The organism is Pectobacterium brasiliense (assembly GCF_016950255.1).
Taxonomy (GTDB): domain Bacteria; phylum Pseudomonadota; class Gammaproteobacteria; order Enterobacterales; family Enterobacteriaceae; genus Pectobacterium; species Pectobacterium brasiliense.
The window spans coordinates 2,047,980-2,065,722 of the sequence record NZ_JACGFN010000001.1; the positions used below are offsets into that span (position 1 = coordinate 2,047,980).

Here is a 17,743-nt window from a genome sequence, read left to right on the forward strand (position 1 = left end):
AATACCGCACCGCGACGGATTAGCGTCCGCCTCGAATTAAGCCGCCCAATCCGCGCTCTTCCATGAAGATCGCCGCCCACTGTCGGACTTCCGTCGCACTCTGCGCACCGAGTAGTTGCTTCACCAACGCCTGCGATTCCGCCAGCGTAATTTGGCGCAGCAGGTATTTAATTCGCGCAACGCTACGTCCGTTCATACTGAGCGAGCGATACCCCAGCCCGGTTAGCAGCAGTGCACCAAGCGCTTCACCCGCCATTTCACCACACACGGAAAGCGGAATATTGTGCCGCTCGCACTCGACGGCAATCATATTCAACGCCTGCAACATGGAAGGATGCAGGCTGTCATAAAGCGATGCCACATGAGCGTTGTTACGATCTACCGCCAGCAGATACTGCGTCAGATCGTTGGTACCAACCGAAACAAAATCGATGCGGGAAGCCAGATGAGGGAGCAGGAACAGCATCGACGGGACTTCAATCATGATCCCAATTCGCGGCTTGGGCTGCGGGAAGCCCAGCAATTCTTCTACTTCGCCCGCGGCCTGATCGATCAGGCGACGCGCTTCGCTGATTTCATCCAGACTGCTGATCATCGGCAACAGGATGTTGAGATTGCCAATATGTGCGTTGGCACGCAGCATCGCGCGCACCTGAATCAGAAAGATTTCAGGCTGATCGAGCGTAATACGAATGCCGCGCCAGCCAAGGCACGGGTTCTCTTCGCTAATAGGTAGATAGGGCAGCGGCTTATCCGCGCCGATATCCAGCGTGCGCAGCATCACGGGGCGCGTAGGGTAAAGCGCCAACATGCTTTGATATTGCGCCATCTGCTCATCTTCAGACGGAAATCCGCTTTGCAACATAAACGGGATTTCCGTGCGATACAGACCCACCCCATCAACCTGATTGATAAAGCGTTTTTCGTGTTCAGCGCTGAGCCCCGCATTCAACATGACCTGAATGCGTTCGCCGCTTTTCAGTACAGCAGGCTGTTCCATCTCGCCTTCGGCCAGGCGAGTCAGCTCATTTTCTTCCGTCAACAGACGCTGGTATTCCTGTACCAGCACGGGTTCAGGATCGACCAGCAGCTCGCCGCGATAGCCGTCGATAATCAGCTGTCGCTGATGCAGCAGTTCGGGCTGGATGTCTGCGCCCACCAGCGTCGGAATGCCCATGGCACGGACGAGAATCGCCGCATGCGAATTCGCGGCACCGTCATAGACAACAACGCCCGCCAGACGCTCCGGCGGCAGTTCCGCCAGCAGCGTGGCGGTTAATTCATCCGCCACGAGGATAAAGCGCTCAGGCCATTGCCCCATGATTTGCGCGTTATCGTCGAGATGGAACAGCAGCCGCTGCCCCAACGCACGCAGATCGCCCGCCCGTTCGCGTAAATAAGTATCCTGCAAATTGGTGAACTGTGCGGCAAAGCGCTCGATCACCAGCTTCACGGCCCACTCGGCGGCATTGCCCGCATCCACTTCCTGAAAGAGTTCTCGCTTGAGCCGCGCATCGTTCAGCAAGTGCGAGTACAAATCGAAAATCGCCGCGCTCTCTTTCTGCGCGCTGGCGCTAAACCGCTTGCTGAAGCGACGGAATTCCGCCGTGGCCTCTTCCAGCGCCTGCGTTAAACGGGAGCGCTCACGCTCGCTGTCCAGACTCGATGCGGGGAAAACCTGTTCCAGAGAAGGCTGAGTACAATCCTGCCAGCCGGGGGCAATCGCCACGCCGGGTGCAGCCACCAGCGCCTTAACGCGCGTCTGACGGTATTGACCGAAGAGCGTTTTTATCTGTGAAAGGGAAAGAATAGCGGCCATCTGCGTGGCCAGCGTCACCATGAACGATTCTTCGTTTTTATCAAACTGACGATGTTCACGCTGCTGCACTACCAGTACGCCCAGCAGGTGGCGACGGTAGATAATGGGAACGCCAAGAAAAGAGCGGAAATGTTGCTCTTTCACAGCGGGGATATATTTGAAACTGGGGTGTGCACGCGCGTCGGCCAGATTGATGGGCTCAGCACGTTGCCCGACCAACCCGACAATACCTTGCCCAAACGCCAGCGTAACCGTACGCCCGCGCGGCTTTTTCAACCCGCGCGTTGCCATCAGGTAATAGCATTGACGATCGTGATCGGCCAGATAAATGGAACAGACTTCCGTGTCCATAGCCTGACAGGTCTCATTGACCAGAATGTCCAGCGCATCACTAAGGCGTGCCGTTGCCGCAACGTTTTCGACAATTTCTCGCAAGCGCGTGAGCATAATGTGCCTGAATTACCCTCTTTTTCGCCGAGGACCGGATGGGGTAACCACCCGAGCCGCAACACTCTCCTGAAGCAGTATCACCGGATTGATAAATTCCTTCATCACGCGACGATACACATCTCGCTTAAAAGAGACGACCTGACGTACCGGATACCAGTAACTCACCCAGCGCCAGCCATCAAATTCCGGCGTGCCGCTGCTCTGCATATTGATATCCGACTCATTACACATCAACTGTAGCAAAAACCATTTCTGCTTTTGGCCGATACAGACCGGTTTTGTATCCCAACGCACCAAACGCTTTGGTAATTTATAGCGTAACCAGTTACGGGTAGATGCCAATACGCGCACATCCTTTTTTCTTAACCCGACTTCTTCAAACAGTTCGCGGTACATCGCCTGCTCAGCACTTTCACCGGGGTTAATCCCCCCTGCGGAAACTGCCAAGAGTGCTGACCATAGCGCCGGGCCCACATCACCTGCCCCTGCCGATTACAAATTACAATACCAACGTTTGGGCGGTAGCCATCATCATCGATCACCGACTACCTCGATAAACATCAATGCAAAGATGACCTGATTGTTTCACACTCCCGTCAGGTGGTAAACCACTGCTTGGAAAGCATGTGATACGAATAAAAGTAAGATAACCCACAGATAAGATCAAAGTTATAAACATGTGAAGACCAGAATCGGCAATTTATTCACTTTTTCTGTGGACATCTTTGTGCAGAACCCATGAAGAAGTGAGTAAAACTCATTTCTCATGAAGAAAAAATATTAATGCGAATTAAAAATTAATGCTTTCTATTCATTAAATTACAAACAATCTTACGTGAAACAGCAGCCCCTTGTTTTTTGTTCAAATGGCATACAACGCAAGATTGGCGAAAGATCGCACTATGCCGATTTTATCCACAGGTAATAACTCAAAGTCAGGCAATAAATAGGCAAAAACAGTAAAAAGGTCAGGAGTCAAGGCTGTAAATAGAACCAGTAATTCATGTTTATGTGGGTTATCCAAGAAATCTGTGGATAACCTAGTGTAAGATCCTGTTTATTGTCGGTGGCTATACGTGCACAGTTTGCAAAACGGTGTTAAGTGATCGCCATCACACTAAAAAAAAGCACTACGAATCATGCTATTATTGTTTTTCTCCACAGTCTTGCAGGCTGTGCACTGGTACTCTCTATCTATTGTGTTTTTTTTGAGCGAAAAAATATCGAGCTATACGCTATGAATTCACCCACGGTTCACACGACTGCGCCGCCAAGTGAGCACACGTTACTGGAACGCGCGCAATCCCTCGCGGGTTATAATCTCGCGGAATTAGCGGACATCGCCCGCCTGCCCCTTCCCGCTAACCTGAAACGCGATAAAGGCTGGATTGGTATCTTGCTGGAGCGTTTTCTGGGTGCAAGCGCAGGCAGCAAGCCCGAGCAGGATTTCCCCGACATCGGCGTTGAACTCAAAACCATTCCTATTGATGAACAGGGCAAACCGCTGGAAACCACGTTCGTCTGCGTCGCACCATTAACAGGCAACAGCGGCGTAACGTGGGAAAGCAGCCACGTACGACACAAGCTCGCGCGGGTACTGTGGATTCCGGTGGAAGGCTCGCGGCACATTCCGCTGGGGGAACGCCGTATTGGCACACCGCTGATCTGGAGCCCCAATGAAGAAGAAGAGGAACAGCTGCGCTGCGATTGGGAAGAGTTGATGGATCTGATCGTGCTTGGCCGGGTAGAAAGCATCACCGCCCGACATGGCGAAGTGCTACAGCTACGCCCCAAAGCGGCAAATAGCCGGGCATTAACCGAGGCAATTGGCGAATTTGGTCAACCGATTCTAACCTTGCCACGCGGGTTCTATCTGAAAAAAACCTTTACCGCACCGCTACTGGCACGCCACTTTATGCAGCTCAGCAGCTGAATTTCATTAGCGCGATGTTCTATTAGCACGATGTTTCATCAGCGCCCCGCTTCATCGTACACTAGCCTCATACGCCGCACTCTATTACGCAGCAATCGTGCGACAAGGGAATCGTTCTGGGAAAAGCCTGACGTCAACCCAGAGTAAAAAACCAGAGCAAAAGGGACGCCAGCACACGGCTGCAATACGAAGTATGACGAGTATATTTTCACGACATCACACTTTCGCTTGCCTACGCCCCGAGCTGGCAGAGTATAATATCGTTTACGTTTCGTTTAAGGTGTATTGATATAATGTTTGATTGGATTGTTGATCCGAACGCATGGTTAGCATTGGGAACGCTGACTATTCTGGAAATCGTTCTTGGGATCGATAACATTATTTTCCTGTCTCTGGTTGTCGCCAAACTGCCTAAAGCCCAGCAAAACAAAGCTCGCCGCATCGGGCTGATGGGGGCGATGTTAATGCGTTTGGGACTGCTCGCTTCTATTGCCTGGGTCATGCGTCTGACCGACCCGCTGTTCACCGTCGCTGGCAATGAAATCTCCACACGTGACCTGATCCTGTTCTTCGGGGGACTCTTCCTGATCTGGAAGTCGAGTATGGAAATTCACGAAACCGTCGAAGGCGGTTCAGAAGACCATACTTCCAAGGTGTACTCTTTCTTTGGCGCAATTGTGCAGATCATGATGCTGGATATTATCTTCAGCCTGGATTCAGTGATCACTGCTGTCGGCCTGTCTGACCATCTGTTTATTATGATGGCAGCGGTCATTATTGCCGTTCTCGTGATGATGTTCTCTGCGCGCCCTATCGGCGAGTTTGTCGAACGCCATCCGTCCGTCAAAATGCTGGCCTTGTCGTTCCTGATCCTGGTTGGGTTCACCCTGATTCTGGAAAGCTTCGACGTTCACGTACCGAAAGGCTACATCTACTTCGCCATGTTCTTCTCGATGTCCGTCGAGGCGTTGAACCTGCTGCGCAGTAAAAAAGAAAAATCAGCGCACTGATCGTCGTATAACGAGCGATCAAAACGCTAGATGGCCTAATCAGGCGGCGACCAGCCGCCTGATTACACAATATTAATTCCCTCCAAACACATTTTTTCCATTATTCCTACGTTATCCCCCGCAACCATTTGCTAGACTCACCTTAGATTTTGGCATTTATGAACGGGTTAATATGATGAAAGTACGGATGAAAATGGCAATCACACTGGCGTTATTATTCACTCTGGCAGGCTGTTCCAGTGACTACGTGATGGCGACAAAAGAGGGGCAAATGCTCCTGACGCAGGGAAAACCCGTCCTGGATAAAGATACCGGGTTGCTCAGCTATACCGATGAGCAAGGTAATCAGAAACAAATCAACAGCGACCAGATCTCCCAGATCGTGCAGCGCTAACGGCAACGTTAGCCCGATATTCCTCATCGGGCTATGCTCTCCGGCAAAATCCCGCTTCCCCACTCGCCACGGCTTCGTTTATAGTCGAATTCAGGTGTGTTTTCCCAAACTCATTGGAATCGCAGCAAATCATGCGGAAATGACGGGAAAGGCGCCTGCTATTTTCAGACATAAGGAAGCTGGCAATGCAATATCACCGTATTCCCCATAGTTCTTTAGAAGTGAGCGTGCTGGGTCTTGGTACGATGACCTTTGGCGAACAGAACAGCGAAGCAGACGCTCATGCTCAGTTAGATCACGCCATTGCCGCAGGTGTTAACCTGATTGACACAGCAGAAATGTACGCCGTTCCTCCACGCCCGGAAACACAGGGGTTAACCGAGAGCTATATCGGTTCCTGGCTGAAATCCCGTGGCGGACGCGAGAAATTGATTGTGGCCAGTAAAGTCTCCGGCCCCGTGCGCGGAAACGATCACAGCATCCGGCCACAGCAGGCGCTGGACAGAAAAAACATCCGTGCCGCGCTGGATGCCAGTCTGCAACGCCTGAACACCGACTATATCGATCTCTATCAGTTGCATTGGCCACAGCGCCAGACCAACTGCTTTGGCAAGCTGAACTATCAGTATACGGATGACAAACCGCAATATACTGAAGACAAATCGGTCGTGACACTGCTGGAAACGCTGGAAGCGCTAAATGAACAGGTGCGTGCCGGTAAGATCCGCTACGTCGGCGTCTCCAACGAAACCCCGTGGGGCGTGATGCGCTATCTGCATCTGGCGGAAAAGCATGACCTGCCGCGTATCGTGTCGATTCAGAACCCCTACAGCCTGCTGAACCGCAGTTTTGAAGTCGGCTTAGCGGAAATCAGCCAGCATGAAGGCGTGGAACTTCTCGCCTACTCATCACTGGCATTCGGTACGCTGACGGGGAAATACCTGAACGGCGCACAGCCTGCTAACGCACGCAACACGTTATTTAGCCGCTTTACTCGCTATACTGGCCCGCAGGCTCAAGCAGCGGTTGCCGAGTACGTCGCGCTGGCGCAAAAGCACGGTCTGGATCCGGCTCAAATGGCATTGGCGTTTGTGCGTCAGCAGCCGTTCGTCGCCAGTACGCTGCTAGGCGCGACTACACTGGAACAGCTGCAAACCAACCTCGACAGCCAGAACCTGACGCTGGACGGCGAGATCCTCGACGAGCTGGAAGCTATCCATCGTCGTTTTACGTTTCCGGCACCATAAACGCAAAACCGGGCATTGCCCGGTTTTCTTTAATGCATGCACAAGAACGCTGAACAATTACTTCAGCGTCTGCAACAGACTCTTGCGCTGGTTTTCCAGCGATGTGACGCGGCTACATACGTCATTGCCGAAGCGCTGGAACTCCAGTTCCTGATTGTTCCATTCGGCCTGAATCGCTTTCTGCAAACCACCGAGGTTGCCCATCATCGCCTGTAGCGGGTTGCCGCCGCTGGACATCTGTTTCACGCCCATTTCGTTCAGGCTGTCCTGCAAGACGCCGCCCATGCTTTGCTGCACGAGCTGTTTGCCATCTTGCTCAACTTGCTTAATCGCCTGATGGTGAAACGTCAGGCCATCGGTGCGGTGTTCGATAATTCGGTTCATCTGCTGCTTGAGCTGTTTATCCAGCGTAGTCAGACGATTGCGCACATTGCTGTCGCTGCCAAGCTCCTGCACGATCACGTTATCCAGCGCGACTCGCGCTTTTTCAAGATGCTGCTGCGCGCCCTGATCGATCCACGGCAGCTGCTGGCGTAAATCTGCCTGATAGGCTTTGGCCTTCTGGCGCTGTTCGGCATTCAGGGTCAGTGGCGTACCGTTACGGACGATATCGCCCTGCGGGGAGAGTTGTAAATTGCCGCTGGCACCCACGACCTGTACGTGTTGCGGACTGATAATGATGTCGTCCTGCGGGTTCACGTTGCACTGGTAGGCTGCCTGCGCTTGCCAGGACAGCAACATCAATAAACCCAAGGTTATTTTACGCGACATATTTTCTCCTGAAGAAAACAACGGCAGTAGCGGGAGAGCGGTAATCCGCCCGTTGAGGAGGCGGATAACGCCTGAGCCAGAATCAGCTCAGGCATGCCTTGATAAGACCAAGGATTACAGCAGGTGTTCTGGCAGATCCCACCAGATATCGAACAGGTTGCTGACTTTCACGTCCGTCAGTTTCTGCTCTTCCAACCAGCGGCTAACCAGTTGGCGATGCTCTTCGGTGCAGTGACCAACTTTTTGCAGACAGATCAGGCCTTCCCAGAGCAAATAACCGCTGCCTTCAAATGCCAGTCCTTGTGGTTCAATGACGTCGTCAACGAACTTATCCATCAACTGATCGATATCTTCTACGCTAGTGCCTTCTGGAAAGCGGAAGCTGACAGAAAAACCTAATTCCTGAAACTCATCGATATGAAGCTTTTTACGTAAACGACGGCTACGAGCTTGTGCCATTTTATTTTATCCTCTCAAACATCAGATCCCACACGCCATGCCCCAAACGCTGGCCGCGCGCTTCAAATTTCGTCAACGGACGGGACTCCGGCCGCTCAACGTACTCATTATTATTGGAAAGATTACGGTACTCGGTGACAGAGGTCATCACTTCGAGCATATGCTGCGCATAAGGTTCCCAGTCTGTTGCCATATGGAACACGCCGCCGACTTTCAGCTTACTCCGTACCAGTTGGACAAAAGGTACCTGGACGATACGGCGTTTATTATGGCGGGCTTTATGCCACGGGTCTGGGAAGAAAAGTTGAACCATAGACAGCGAGCCATCCGGGATCATATTCATCAGCACTTCGACCGCATCGTGACACATCACGCGCAGATTGCTGATTCCCGCCTCCTGTGCGGCAGCGAGACACGCTCCCACGCCCGGCAGGTGAACTTCGATGCCGAGGAAATTCTGCTCAGGATGCTGTGCCGCCATCGTCACCAGCGAGGCGCCCATCCCAAACCCAATTTCCAGTACTACCGGCGCGTCACGACCAAATAGCGCGTTAAAATCGACCAGCTCGGTCTGATATTCCACGCCCATCACCGGCCAGTAGTTATCCAGCGCCAGCTGTTGCCCGTTCGTCAAACGCCCCTGACGGCGGACAAAACTGCGGATACGGCGCATCGGGCGCCCATTCTCATCAAATTCCGGTGAAATGACGTTGTTAATCATAAAGAGTGCTTACTTGCTGTCCGATTTCATTAAGGAAACGCGCATTATGCAAGGATACCGTGGTTTAGCAAGCCCACTGCCTCGGAAAGTTCCGGTTTACAGCACATTCACTCTGTGCTGGAATCGCTGTCAAACTTTTTATCTGTCGGATAGTGACCCCATTTTATGATGCAAGCGCAACAGTTCGCCCATCAGGTGCTGGACTGGTATCAACGCTATGGCCGCAAAACCCTGCCGTGGCAGCTTGAGAAAACTCCCTATAAAGTATGGCTATCCGAAGTGATGTTGCAACAAACGCAGGTCACCACGGTTATTCCCTATTTCCAACGCTTTATGGAACGCTTTCCGAACGTAAACGCACTGGCGGCAGCGCCGCTGGACGAAGTGCTCCACTTGTGGACCGGGCTGGGCTACTACGCCCGCGCGCGCAACCTGCACAAAGCGGCACAAACTATCGTGTCACGTCACGGCGGCGAGTTCCCCACCACCTTTGATGAAGTCGCGGCATTACCGGGCGTCGGGCGTTCCACCGCCGGCGCGGTGCTATCGCTCGCTCTCGGCCAGCATTACCCCATTCTCGACGGTAACGTGAAGCGCGTACTGGCACGCTGCTACGCGGTTGACGGCTGGCCGGGCAAGAAAGAGGTCGAAAAGAAACTGTGGGCGCGGAGTGAAGACGTCACGCCAGCCGAGGGCGTCAGCCAGTTTAATCAGGCAATGATGGATCTCGGTGCGATGGTCTGCACCCGCAGCCGCCCCAAGTGCGAGCTGTGCCCGCTGAACACCGGCTGCATTGCCTATGCCAACCACAGCTGGGCGCAATACCCCGGCAAGAAACCGAAGCAGACGCTGCCGGAGAAAACCGGCTGGTTCCTGCTGATGCAACAGGGTTCTCAGGTCTGGCTGCAACAGCGCCCTGCCGTCGGCCTGTGGGGCGGGCTATTTTGCTTTCCACAGTTCAGCGAACGTCGGGAATTGGAACTCTGGCTGCAACAACGCGGTCTGAATCCTGATGGATTGCAACAGCTTGTCGCGTTCCGCCATACATTTAGCCATTTTCATCTGGATATCGTTCCGCTCTGGCTGGACGTATCGCAGACCGACCGCTCACAAAACCAGTCCTGCATGGATGACGGTGCAGGTCTCTGGTATAACTTAGCGCAGCCGCCGTCTGTCGGACTGGCCGCCCCGGTAGAACGCTTGCTGAGGGAGTTGGCTCACCCGCAGTCAACACATTTGAAAGCCTGCGAAATTGATGAGGAAGAAGCATGAGCAGAACGATTTTTTGTACTTTTTTACAACGCGACGCCGACGGGCAGGATTTCCAGCTCTATCCCGGCGACCTGGGCAAGCGCATCTATAACGAAATTTCCAAAGAAGCCTGGGCGCAGTGGCAAACCAAGCAAACTATGCTAATCAACGAGAAAAAACTCAGCATGATGAATGTTGACGACCGTAAGCTGCTGGAACAGGAAATGATCAAATTCCTGTTTGAAGGGAAGGACGTACACATCGAAGGCTATACGCCTCCGAGCCACTGAGATTGCGGGCTTTCGGGCCCGTTTACGTCCCCATTCCGACACGGCTTGTTATATGAAGAAAATGTTAGCTCTGCTGGTGATTGCACCACTGCTGGTTTCCTGTTCAGGAAACAAAGGGAATGCCAACGACGAAGAGTTTCTCAAGGATACCAACGCCTTCGATATTTTGATGGGCCAGTTCGCCAACAACATCGAAAATATCTGGGGAATGAATGAAGTACTGATCGCCGGCCCGAAAGACTACGTCAAATACACCGATCAATATAAGACGCGTAGCCACATCAACTTTGATGCCGGTTCAATCACGATCGAAACCATTTCGGCAACCAATTCCGTTGCCAGCTTGCGCCAGGCGATTATTACGACCCTGCTGATGGGCGATGACGCCAGTAACACCGATCTGTATTCCGACGCTAACGATATTCAAATCAGCCGCGAACCGCTGCTATACGGACAGGTGCTGGATAACACCGGACAGCCAATCCGCTGGGAAGGCCGTGCCGCCAGCTTTGCGGATTACCTGCTCCAGAATCGTCTGCAAAAACGCACCTCCGGCATGCACGTTATCTGGTCGGTCACGATGCAGCTTGTCCCTAACCATCTGGATAAGCGTGCGCACAAATACCTGCCGCTGGTGCGTAAAGCCTCCGAACGTTACGGTATTGAAGAGTCGCTGATTCTGGCGATTATGCAGACAGAATCCAGCTTCAACCCTTACGCCGTCAGCCGTTCCGATGCGCTGGGTCTGATGCAGGTGGTGCAACACAGCGCAGGACGCGATGTCTTCAAGATGAAAGGGAAATGGGGACAGCCAAGCCGCAGCTATCTGTTCGATCCAGAACAAAACATCGACGCGGGTACCGCCTATCTGTCGATTCTGAAGAACAGCTATTTGGCAGGCATTGAGAACCCGACGTCGAAACGCTACGCCGTCATCACCGCATATAACGGTGGCGCAGGCAGCGTGTTGCGCGTCTTCTCCAGCGATCGCGATCGCGCCGTGGGCATTATCAACAACATGTCACCGAGCGATGTCTACCAAACGTTGACGACGAAGCACCCGTCTGGTGAATCACGTCGCTATCTGTACAAAGTGAACACGGCACAGAAAAATTACCGCCGCTAATTCACGCGCACCACAGAACGCCGTGCTACCGGGTTTACTCCGGTAGCGCGGTTTCATCAGACCAGATATCTACAATAACGTTGTTGATAAACACAATGACCGCGATTCCTTTACCGTTTATTACCGCACTTCTGCTGGTTATTTTGTTTTTTCGCATCCAGATTCTGGCTATTCACAACCCTTCTCAAAACAAGAACACCAAAAAACGCAGCGCACTGGCAGAAGCGGTACTCATCGTCGTAAGCTGTCTTGCCCTGACGCTGGTGGCGTTACGCTGGGGCAGTCATGTTGCCTTACCCGCGTTTATTCAACCCGCGATTGCCGCATCGATTCCGCCGCTGCTATGGCTGTGCCTTTTCCCCCACGGCGACAAGGCATCTGAGGACGTACCCCACAGACGCAGACGTTCTCTCTGGCATCTGTTACCGCCTTTACTCATCCTTGGCGCAGGCGCTATCCAGAATAGAACAACCGTTCCGCTTATCGATCTGATGCTGGTGAGTATTTACTTCAGTTATGGGGCGGCGCTGATTTACCGCGCTCGCCGTCTGCAAACGTCATCACCCAGATGGAAAAGCGCGCCGTTTATCGCCGGGCTATATGTGCTTATCTCCGGCGCTATCGACACCGTCATTGCTCTGGATATCGCGTTCTACAGCGGCAATAGCGCGGCGACCATCATCACCGCATTCCACATCGTCATGCTGGCGATATTGACCCTGCTGATCGTCACATACCGCACGTCCCCGCAGGCAGGGGTTGTCGCGCAGCCTGACCAGAAGCCTGAAGCCGTACCCGCCACCGAAGACGAACACCAGCTCGCGAAAGCGTTAGATGATTTCATCCGCACTCACGCGCTGTACACCGATCCGGGCATGACGCTTCAGCGTCTGAGCAGGCGCATGGGCATACCGCTCAGACGCCTGTCCGAAACCATCAACCGCGTTCACGGTCGTAATTTCTCGCAGGTGATGAACGAATACCGCATCGAGGAGGCTAAGCGCCTCCTCAGCCAAACGGATGACCGAATCACGGATATCATGCTGGCCAGCGGGTTTCAGACTAAATCAAACTTCAACCGCGAATTTTTGCGGCTAACGGGGATGAGCCCCAGCGTCTGGCGTAGTCAGTACCCACTTCAGGAACAGACTACGGCTTCCGCCACGCCGCCTGAAGAAAATCGCTGACATCCTTCCCAACTTCCTGATGGATCTGCTCACGCGAACGCTCACCGCCGTCGAGACAAATCATGCCCTCGCCCGGGTTCTCGGCGTTGATGATTTCAACAGCACCTGGCTTACAAAGCTGCATAAAACTAAAATGCGTTGCGTCGGCAATTTCTTTATACGCTGAATGCGCAGGCGACAGCTTCTGCGCCAGATCGTGGGATTCCAGCATGGCGGGTAATTCCTCATTGGGATACCCCGCCGCCATAATCAAGATAGGAATGTTTATTGCCGCCAGACTCTCTGCGGTAAACCCTCGCGCCAGCCCCATATCCAGAGATACCACCGCGCTGACGCGTGGATCTGCAAACGACTTATCAAGCTGCGCAGGCGATGCGGCATTTTTTGCGACCTGCATCTTTTCATACACCTTGCAGGACGCCAGCCCAGCGTGCGTCAGGCAATCCTTCTCAAATTGCTCCGTACTAAAGCGCCCCCCAGCCAGCTCAAGCACCGTCCATCCTCCCAGCGAGTGACCCACGGCGGCAATGCGCTTCGCATCAACCTGCCCCGTCTTCTCTGGCGTGGCGAGTAATGCCGTAATCACGCGACTGAGGTCATGAGGCCGTTGCCACAATTCCTGAGCCTTCTCGGTCCGCATATCTTTAAAGGTGGTTCCGGGGTGGTTGGGCGCGGCGACAATATAGCCTTGTTTAACCAACGCCTGCGCCAGCCAAAATTGATTGAACCAGCTCCCGCCGTAGCCGTGTGAAACGACAATCAAAGGATGCTCACCGGACTCAGGCACGGCATTTTTACTCACGGCGATGCCGGGAAAAACAATATTTTCACCAATGGTCGTCGTCTGCGATGGTGATGAAGCCGGATAAAATACGGCGACGTCCAACGGCCTGTTAGTGGCCTCATCCGCTAACGTTATTTGTTGAAACCCAATGCCCGTTTTTGCCATAACAGCAAAGCTGAGTAGTAAGTTCGTTATCAACCCTATCGTAATACGCCATGTCATACCTATTTCTCCGAAGTTTCTGCACTGTGAAAAATAGCATTTATAACAATGACTTTCTTGCCGATGCGACCTAAAACGCTATTTAGTACCTCTGTTTAATACACAAAAAACTACGGCCAGCATGTGCTGGCCGTATTCCCTGATATTGGCGCAAAATTTACCCGCCTTCCTTCCTGCTTTAGAACGTCGGCTAGGTATAGAGCCAAAAAAGTCTGTTAACGCTTAATTTTTTTGAATTGCTGTGTAGTAGCCGTTAATGCGCTTTCTGTCGGCAGCCGCTCCATAGAGCTGGCGCCGTAAAAACCATCGCACTGCGGGCAGTGATCCATAATGAACTGTGCGTCCTGCGGTGTTGAAATCGGCCCGCCGTGGCACAACACAATCACATCCTTACGGATGGATTTCGCTTCATCCGCCCAGTGATTAATCAACGGCACGCAATCCGCCAGATTAAGCGCGGTTTCCGCGCCAATGTTACCGCCGGTGGTTAACCCCATATGTGGCACAATAATATCCGCCCCCGCTTTCGTCATCGCGACGGCATCTGCCGCACTGAACACGTAAGGCGTGGTCAGCATGTCTTTTTCATGCGCCAGACGAATCATGTCCACTTCCAGCGCATATCCCATACCGGTTTCTTCCAGATTGGCGCGGAAATTACCGTCAATCAGCCCAACGGTTGGGAAGTTCTGCACGCCAGAAAAACCCAGCGCTTTCAGGTCATCCAAAAACTTATCAAACTGACAGAAAGGATCGGTTCCGTTTACGCCCGCCAGCACTGGCGTGTGCTTCACAACGGGCAGCACCTCTTTCGCCATATCCACGACAATCTCATTCGCGTTGCCGTAAGCCAACAGGCCAGCCAGCGAACCGCGTCCTGCCATGCGATAGCGCCCGGAGTTGTAGATCACGATCAGATCGATACCGCCCGCTTCTTCACATTTCGCGGAAAGGCCCGTTCCTGCACCACCGCCGATAATCGGTTCGCGACGCGCGATCATTTCGCGGAATTTTGCCAGCAGTTCCTGGCGATTTATGCCTGACTTCATACTTTTTCCTTTCTTATTTCACTAATTCCCGAAACGCATCAACAGCGGCATGGGCAAATAAAGGATCGTTAATATGGAAAGGCAGACGAATAATCTGTCGTCTTGCCGTTTGCTGCACGACGCTCTCCAGCGTGCTGATAAACGCGTCGCGTGCTTCCGGGTGCCAGAATGCTTGATTCGGTGCATCCAGCGCGGAGAAGCCGCCTTCCGGAATCAGGAAGCGCACCTCGCCTTCACAGCGGTTCAGCTTCTCCCCAATCCAGCGCGCCATCGCGATATTTTCATCTATCGTCGTCCGCATCAGGGTGACCTGCGCGTTGTGGTTGTAGAACAGGCGATGCGCGTATTTCTCCGGCACGCTGGCGGGAGAACCAAAATTCACCATGTCCAGCGCACCGCAGGACGCCACATAAGGCACTTGCGTCTTGGCTATCGCATCAAACCGTTCCGGCCCGCAGGCCAGCACGCCATCAAACAGTAAATCGCACACCTCTGTCGTGGTGAGATCGAGCACGCCAGTAAGCAAATGGCTGTCCACCAGCTTTTCCATCGCTTTCCCACCGCTGCCCGTCGCGTGAAAGACCAGACAGTCAAACTCCGCTTCCAGCAATGCACTGGCTTCCTGAATGCACGGCGTCGTGACACCAAACATAGTCAGGCCAATCGCGGGCTTATCGTCATGATGTTCCTGAATATGAAACGTCACAGCACCAGCGATCTGGTGCGCGGCGTTGCCGAGAACCTGACGAGAAATGCGGTTCAGGCCCGCCACATCGGTAACGGAATACATCATGCTGATATCGCTGGCACCGATGTAACCGGAGATATCGCCGGAGGCCATCGTCGACACCATCAGCTTCGGCATACCAATCGGCAACGCCTGCATCGCGGGCGTAATCAGCGCGGTTCCGCCGGAGCCGCCGAGACCCAGCACCCCGGCAATATCATCGCGGGACAGCATGAAGTGCTCAAACGCAACGGCCATCGCGCTAATCGCCTGCCCTCTGTCATGGCAAAACACCGCCGATGCGCCCTGCGGATGGTAAGAGGCCACCGTTGCGGCGCTGATATCTGTCGCCTCTGACACCCGTGTATCGGCTGACGGCAGTGTCGTTGACAGATCGACCGTGACGGTTTTTAAGCCCGTAGCGGCAATCAGATCACGGACGTAAATCTGTTCTTTTCCTTTAGTATCCGCAGTACTTGCAATATAAACGCTGCCAATTTCACTTCCCACTTGGTATCCCTCCCACCGTTAGCGAAACAATTAACAGATTGATATAAGTGATAATTACAAGAAACCAAAAACAAACAAGATTAATTTATCGCCATATTGAGACTTGAGTATCACAAAGACAAACCATTAAATACCCAAATGAGACAAAAGTCTCAAAATGTTATGTATGGCATTACATTAACAGTAAGAAAGCTTGACGTGGCACAAGAATCACTCAATTTGCTATAGTTCAGGCGACAACGCCGTGCTGCCCGATAGCGTCCGGCCCGAAAATGCAATGAGGTCTATGTGATTGAACGGGATGAAAAACTGACATCAACACGGGCGAAAACCCGTCGTTTACTAATTGATACCGCCATGAATATGTTCGATCAAGGCATATTCCCTTCCATTACGGATGTTGCCGCTGCGGCTCAGCTTTCACGCGCGACAGCCTACCGCTATTTTCCGACGCAAAGTGCGTTAGTTTCAGCCGTTGTCGGCGAAAGCCTTGGCCCGATTCTGGCGTGGCACCCGACACAGCCGGATGCCAGCGAACGCGTTGCCGAACTGCTGCGCTTTGCTTACCCAAGGATGCTGGAACATGAAGGTGCGCTGCGTGCCGCACTGCATCTGTCACTGCAACAATGGGCCGATCGCCGCTCTAATCGCCTGCATACGGATACGCTGACGCGCGGCAATCGTAAACGCCTGCTCAAGATTGCCACTGAACCGCTGGAAGGAAAAATCACGCCGGAAGCACAACAGCGGGTGATCTATGCCTTATCGCTTATTTATGGTTCGGAAGTTTTCCTGGTGCTGAAAGATATCTGGCATCTGGAAGAAGATGGCATTCAGGATGTCACGCAGTGGGTCGCCAAAGCCATTTTACGGCAGGCGGAAGAAGACGCCGCACAGGCAGCTTCACAGAAAACCTAACGAACACATCTATGCTGCGTCCCGCCCTATCACCGGATACGCAGCAACGGAAGAACACACGTTGCCAAGGAAACACATGATGCTGGAAGGTAAACGCGCGATTGTCACCGGCGGTGGCCGCGATTTTGGACAAGCGGTATCCGTCTGGCTGGCTCGCGAAGGGGTGAAGGTCGATCTTTGCGCCCGCAAATTGGCCGATGCCCAGGCCAGCGTCGACATCATTCATCAGGAAGGCGGCACGGCACGCGCGTATCAGTGCGATATTGCCAACCCTGATTCGGTCAGAGATTTTTCCGCACAGCTGCTGGGAGACAGCACGCCCGTCGATATTCTGGTGCTCAGCGCCGCCCAATGGCTGGAAGGCGCATTGGGGGAGGAAGACACCGATACGGATATCGTCAGCACCATCAACTCCGGCCTGACCGGTTCTATCCTGCTCACCAAAGTGCTATTGCCAAGCCTGCGTCGTTCACAGCGTGCCGACATTCTGGCGATGGTTTCCGTCTGCGGTATCCCGCAGTTCCACGACTCTATCGCCCACCCCGCCTTCTTCGCCGCCAAGCACGGTATGAGCGGTTTTAGCCAGAATCTGGCACATCATGTCGCACAGGAAAACATTCGCGTAACGGGGTTTTATCCGCCAGATTTTGAGGTCACAAGCTTTGACGACAATCCCGCTAGTGGGGAAAAAATGGGCGAGCATTTGCTGAACGCCCGCTCGATATGGGAAACCATGCGTTTCGTGCTCATCCAGCCGCGCAGTTGCCATATCAACGCCATCCATTTTCAGGGGCCGACGCGCGCAGATATCGGCGTGTAACCCATCACCTTTTGCGCGGCATCCCGCTCCGGTATTTATCATATAACCGGGGCGG

17 protein-coding genes and 1 pseudogene are annotated in these 17,743 nt (G+C 53.2%); 10 read left to right on the top strand and 8 right to left on the bottom strand.

Annotation, left to right across the window (positions count from 1 at the left end):
* Positions 1 to 19: 19 nt before the first annotated feature.
* Both ptsP and rppH read right to left on the bottom strand, forming a co-directional pair.
* On the bottom strand, positions 20 to 2,266 hold the full coding sequence (ptsP, locus tag H4F65_RS09130) for a phosphoenolpyruvate--protein phosphotransferase (RefSeq protein ID WP_039283946.1): 2,247 nt from the start codon (positions 2,264 to 2,266) through the stop codon (positions 20 to 22).
* A gap of 12 nt (positions 2,267 to 2,278) precedes the next feature.
* Positions 2,279 to 2,811: pseudogene (gene rppH, locus H4F65_RS09135) on the bottom strand (RNA pyrophosphohydrolase).
* Positions 2,812 to 3,506: 695 nt separating this feature from the next.
* Between rppH and mutH the strand changes: the two are divergent.
* From mutH to H4F65_RS09155, 4 genes are all read left to right on the top strand, one after another.
* Entirely contained in the window at positions 3,507 to 4,202 is a 696-nt protein-coding gene (mutH, locus tag H4F65_RS09140) for a DNA mismatch repair endonuclease MutH (RefSeq protein WP_010282867.1), read from the top strand.
* A gap of 293 nt (positions 4,203 to 4,495) precedes the next feature.
* Positions 4,496 to 5,212, top strand: coding sequence for a TerC family protein (locus tag H4F65_RS09145; protein ID WP_010282862.1), 717 nt, complete (start codon positions 4,496 to 4,498; stop codon positions 5,210 to 5,212).
* Positions 5,213 to 5,387: 175 nt separating this feature from the next.
* Positions 5,388 to 5,606 (top strand): YgdI/YgdR family lipoprotein, encoded by a 219-nt coding sequence (locus tag H4F65_RS09150; RefSeq protein ID WP_039276145.1) that lies wholly within the window; start codon positions 5,388 to 5,390, stop codon positions 5,604 to 5,606.
* 185 nt (positions 5,607 to 5,791) lie between these two features.
* Positions 5,792 to 6,853: an NADP(H)-dependent aldo-keto reductase gene (locus H4F65_RS09155; protein WP_010282857.1), complete on the top strand. Its 1,062-nt coding sequence runs from the start codon at positions 5,792 to 5,794 to the stop codon at positions 6,851 to 6,853.
* Positions 6,854 to 6,910: 57 nt separating this feature from the next.
* Here the strand turns inward: H4F65_RS09155 and H4F65_RS09160 are convergent, their stop codons facing one another.
* The 3 genes from H4F65_RS09160 to trmB form a co-directional block, all read right to left on the bottom strand.
* Entirely contained in the window at positions 6,911 to 7,624 is a 714-nt protein-coding gene (locus H4F65_RS09160; protein ID WP_010282855.1) for a YggN family protein, read from the bottom strand.
* A 114-nt stretch (positions 7,625 to 7,738) separates the two neighbouring features.
* Entirely contained in the window at positions 7,739 to 8,083 is a 345-nt protein-coding gene (locus tag H4F65_RS09165; RefSeq protein WP_010282853.1) for a YggL family protein, read from the bottom strand.
* Between the two features lies 1 nt (position 8,084).
* A complete protein-coding gene (gene trmB / locus H4F65_RS09170; RefSeq protein ID WP_010282849.1) occupies positions 8,085 to 8,804 on the bottom strand; it encodes a tRNA (guanosine(46)-N7)-methyltransferase TrmB in 720 nt (239 codons plus the stop codon).
* 165 nt (positions 8,805 to 8,969) lie between these two features.
* Between trmB and mutY the strand changes: the two genes are divergently transcribed.
* The 4 genes from mutY (at position 8,970) to H4F65_RS09190 (ending at position 12,658) form a co-directional block, all read left to right on the top strand.
* A complete protein-coding gene (gene mutY, locus H4F65_RS09175) occupies positions 8,970 to 10,076 on the top strand; it encodes an A/G-specific adenine glycosylase (protein ID WP_010282847.1) in 1,107 nt (368 codons plus the stop codon).
* Positions 10,073 to 10,345 (top strand): oxidative damage protection protein, encoded by a 273-nt coding sequence (locus H4F65_RS09180; RefSeq protein WP_010282845.1) that lies wholly within the window; start codon positions 10,073 to 10,075, stop codon positions 10,343 to 10,345. The genes mutY and H4F65_RS09180 overlap by 4 nt, the downstream gene beginning before the upstream one ends.
* A 52-nt stretch (positions 10,346 to 10,397) precedes the next feature.
* Positions 10,398 to 11,471, top strand: coding sequence for a membrane-bound lytic murein transglycosylase MltC (mltC, locus tag H4F65_RS09185; protein WP_010282844.1), 1,074 nt, complete (start codon positions 10,398 to 10,400; stop codon positions 11,469 to 11,471).
* A gap of 95 nt (positions 11,472 to 11,566) precedes the next feature.
* A complete protein-coding gene (locus H4F65_RS09190; protein WP_010282841.1) occupies positions 11,567 to 12,658 on the top strand; it encodes a helix-turn-helix domain-containing protein in 1,092 nt (363 codons plus the stop codon).
* Here the strand turns inward: H4F65_RS09190 and H4F65_RS09195 are convergent.
* The 3 genes from H4F65_RS09195 to H4F65_RS09205 all read right to left on the bottom strand — a co-directional run bounded on the left by H4F65_RS09195 (position 12,621) and on the right by H4F65_RS09205 (position 15,950).
* Positions 12,621 to 13,664 (bottom strand): alpha/beta hydrolase family protein, encoded by a 1,044-nt coding sequence (locus H4F65_RS09195; RefSeq protein WP_039319373.1) that lies wholly within the window; start codon positions 13,662 to 13,664, stop codon positions 12,621 to 12,623. The two genes, H4F65_RS09190 and H4F65_RS09195, sit on opposite strands and share 38 nt — an antisense overlap.
* Before the next feature lie 215 nt (positions 13,665 to 13,879).
* Complete coding sequence (locus H4F65_RS09200; RefSeq protein ID WP_010282834.1) at positions 13,880 to 14,713, bottom strand: phosphoenolpyruvate hydrolase family protein; 834 nt, start codon at positions 14,711 to 14,713, stop codon at positions 13,880 to 13,882.
* A gap of 13 nt (positions 14,714 to 14,726) precedes the next feature.
* Positions 14,727 to 15,950 (bottom strand): Tm-1-like ATP-binding domain-containing protein, encoded by a 1,224-nt coding sequence (locus H4F65_RS09205; protein WP_010282828.1) that lies wholly within the window; start codon positions 15,948 to 15,950, stop codon positions 14,727 to 14,729.
* A gap of 288 nt (positions 15,951 to 16,238) precedes the next feature.
* On the opposite strand from H4F65_RS09205, the gene H4F65_RS09210 reads away from it, so the two are divergent.
* Together H4F65_RS09210 and H4F65_RS09215 are read left to right on the top strand one after the other, a co-directional pair.
* Positions 16,239 to 16,868, top strand: coding sequence for a TetR/AcrR family transcriptional regulator (locus H4F65_RS09210; protein WP_010282824.1), 630 nt, complete (start codon positions 16,239 to 16,241; stop codon positions 16,866 to 16,868).
* Positions 16,869 to 16,947: 79 nt separating this feature from the next.
* Positions 16,948 to 17,688 carry an SDR family oxidoreductase gene (locus H4F65_RS09215; protein ID WP_010282822.1) on the top strand — a complete coding sequence of 247 codons (741 nt, stop codon included), beginning with the start codon at positions 16,948 to 16,950 and terminating at the stop codon, positions 17,686 to 17,688.
* Positions 17,689 to 17,743 lie beyond the last annotated feature (55 nt).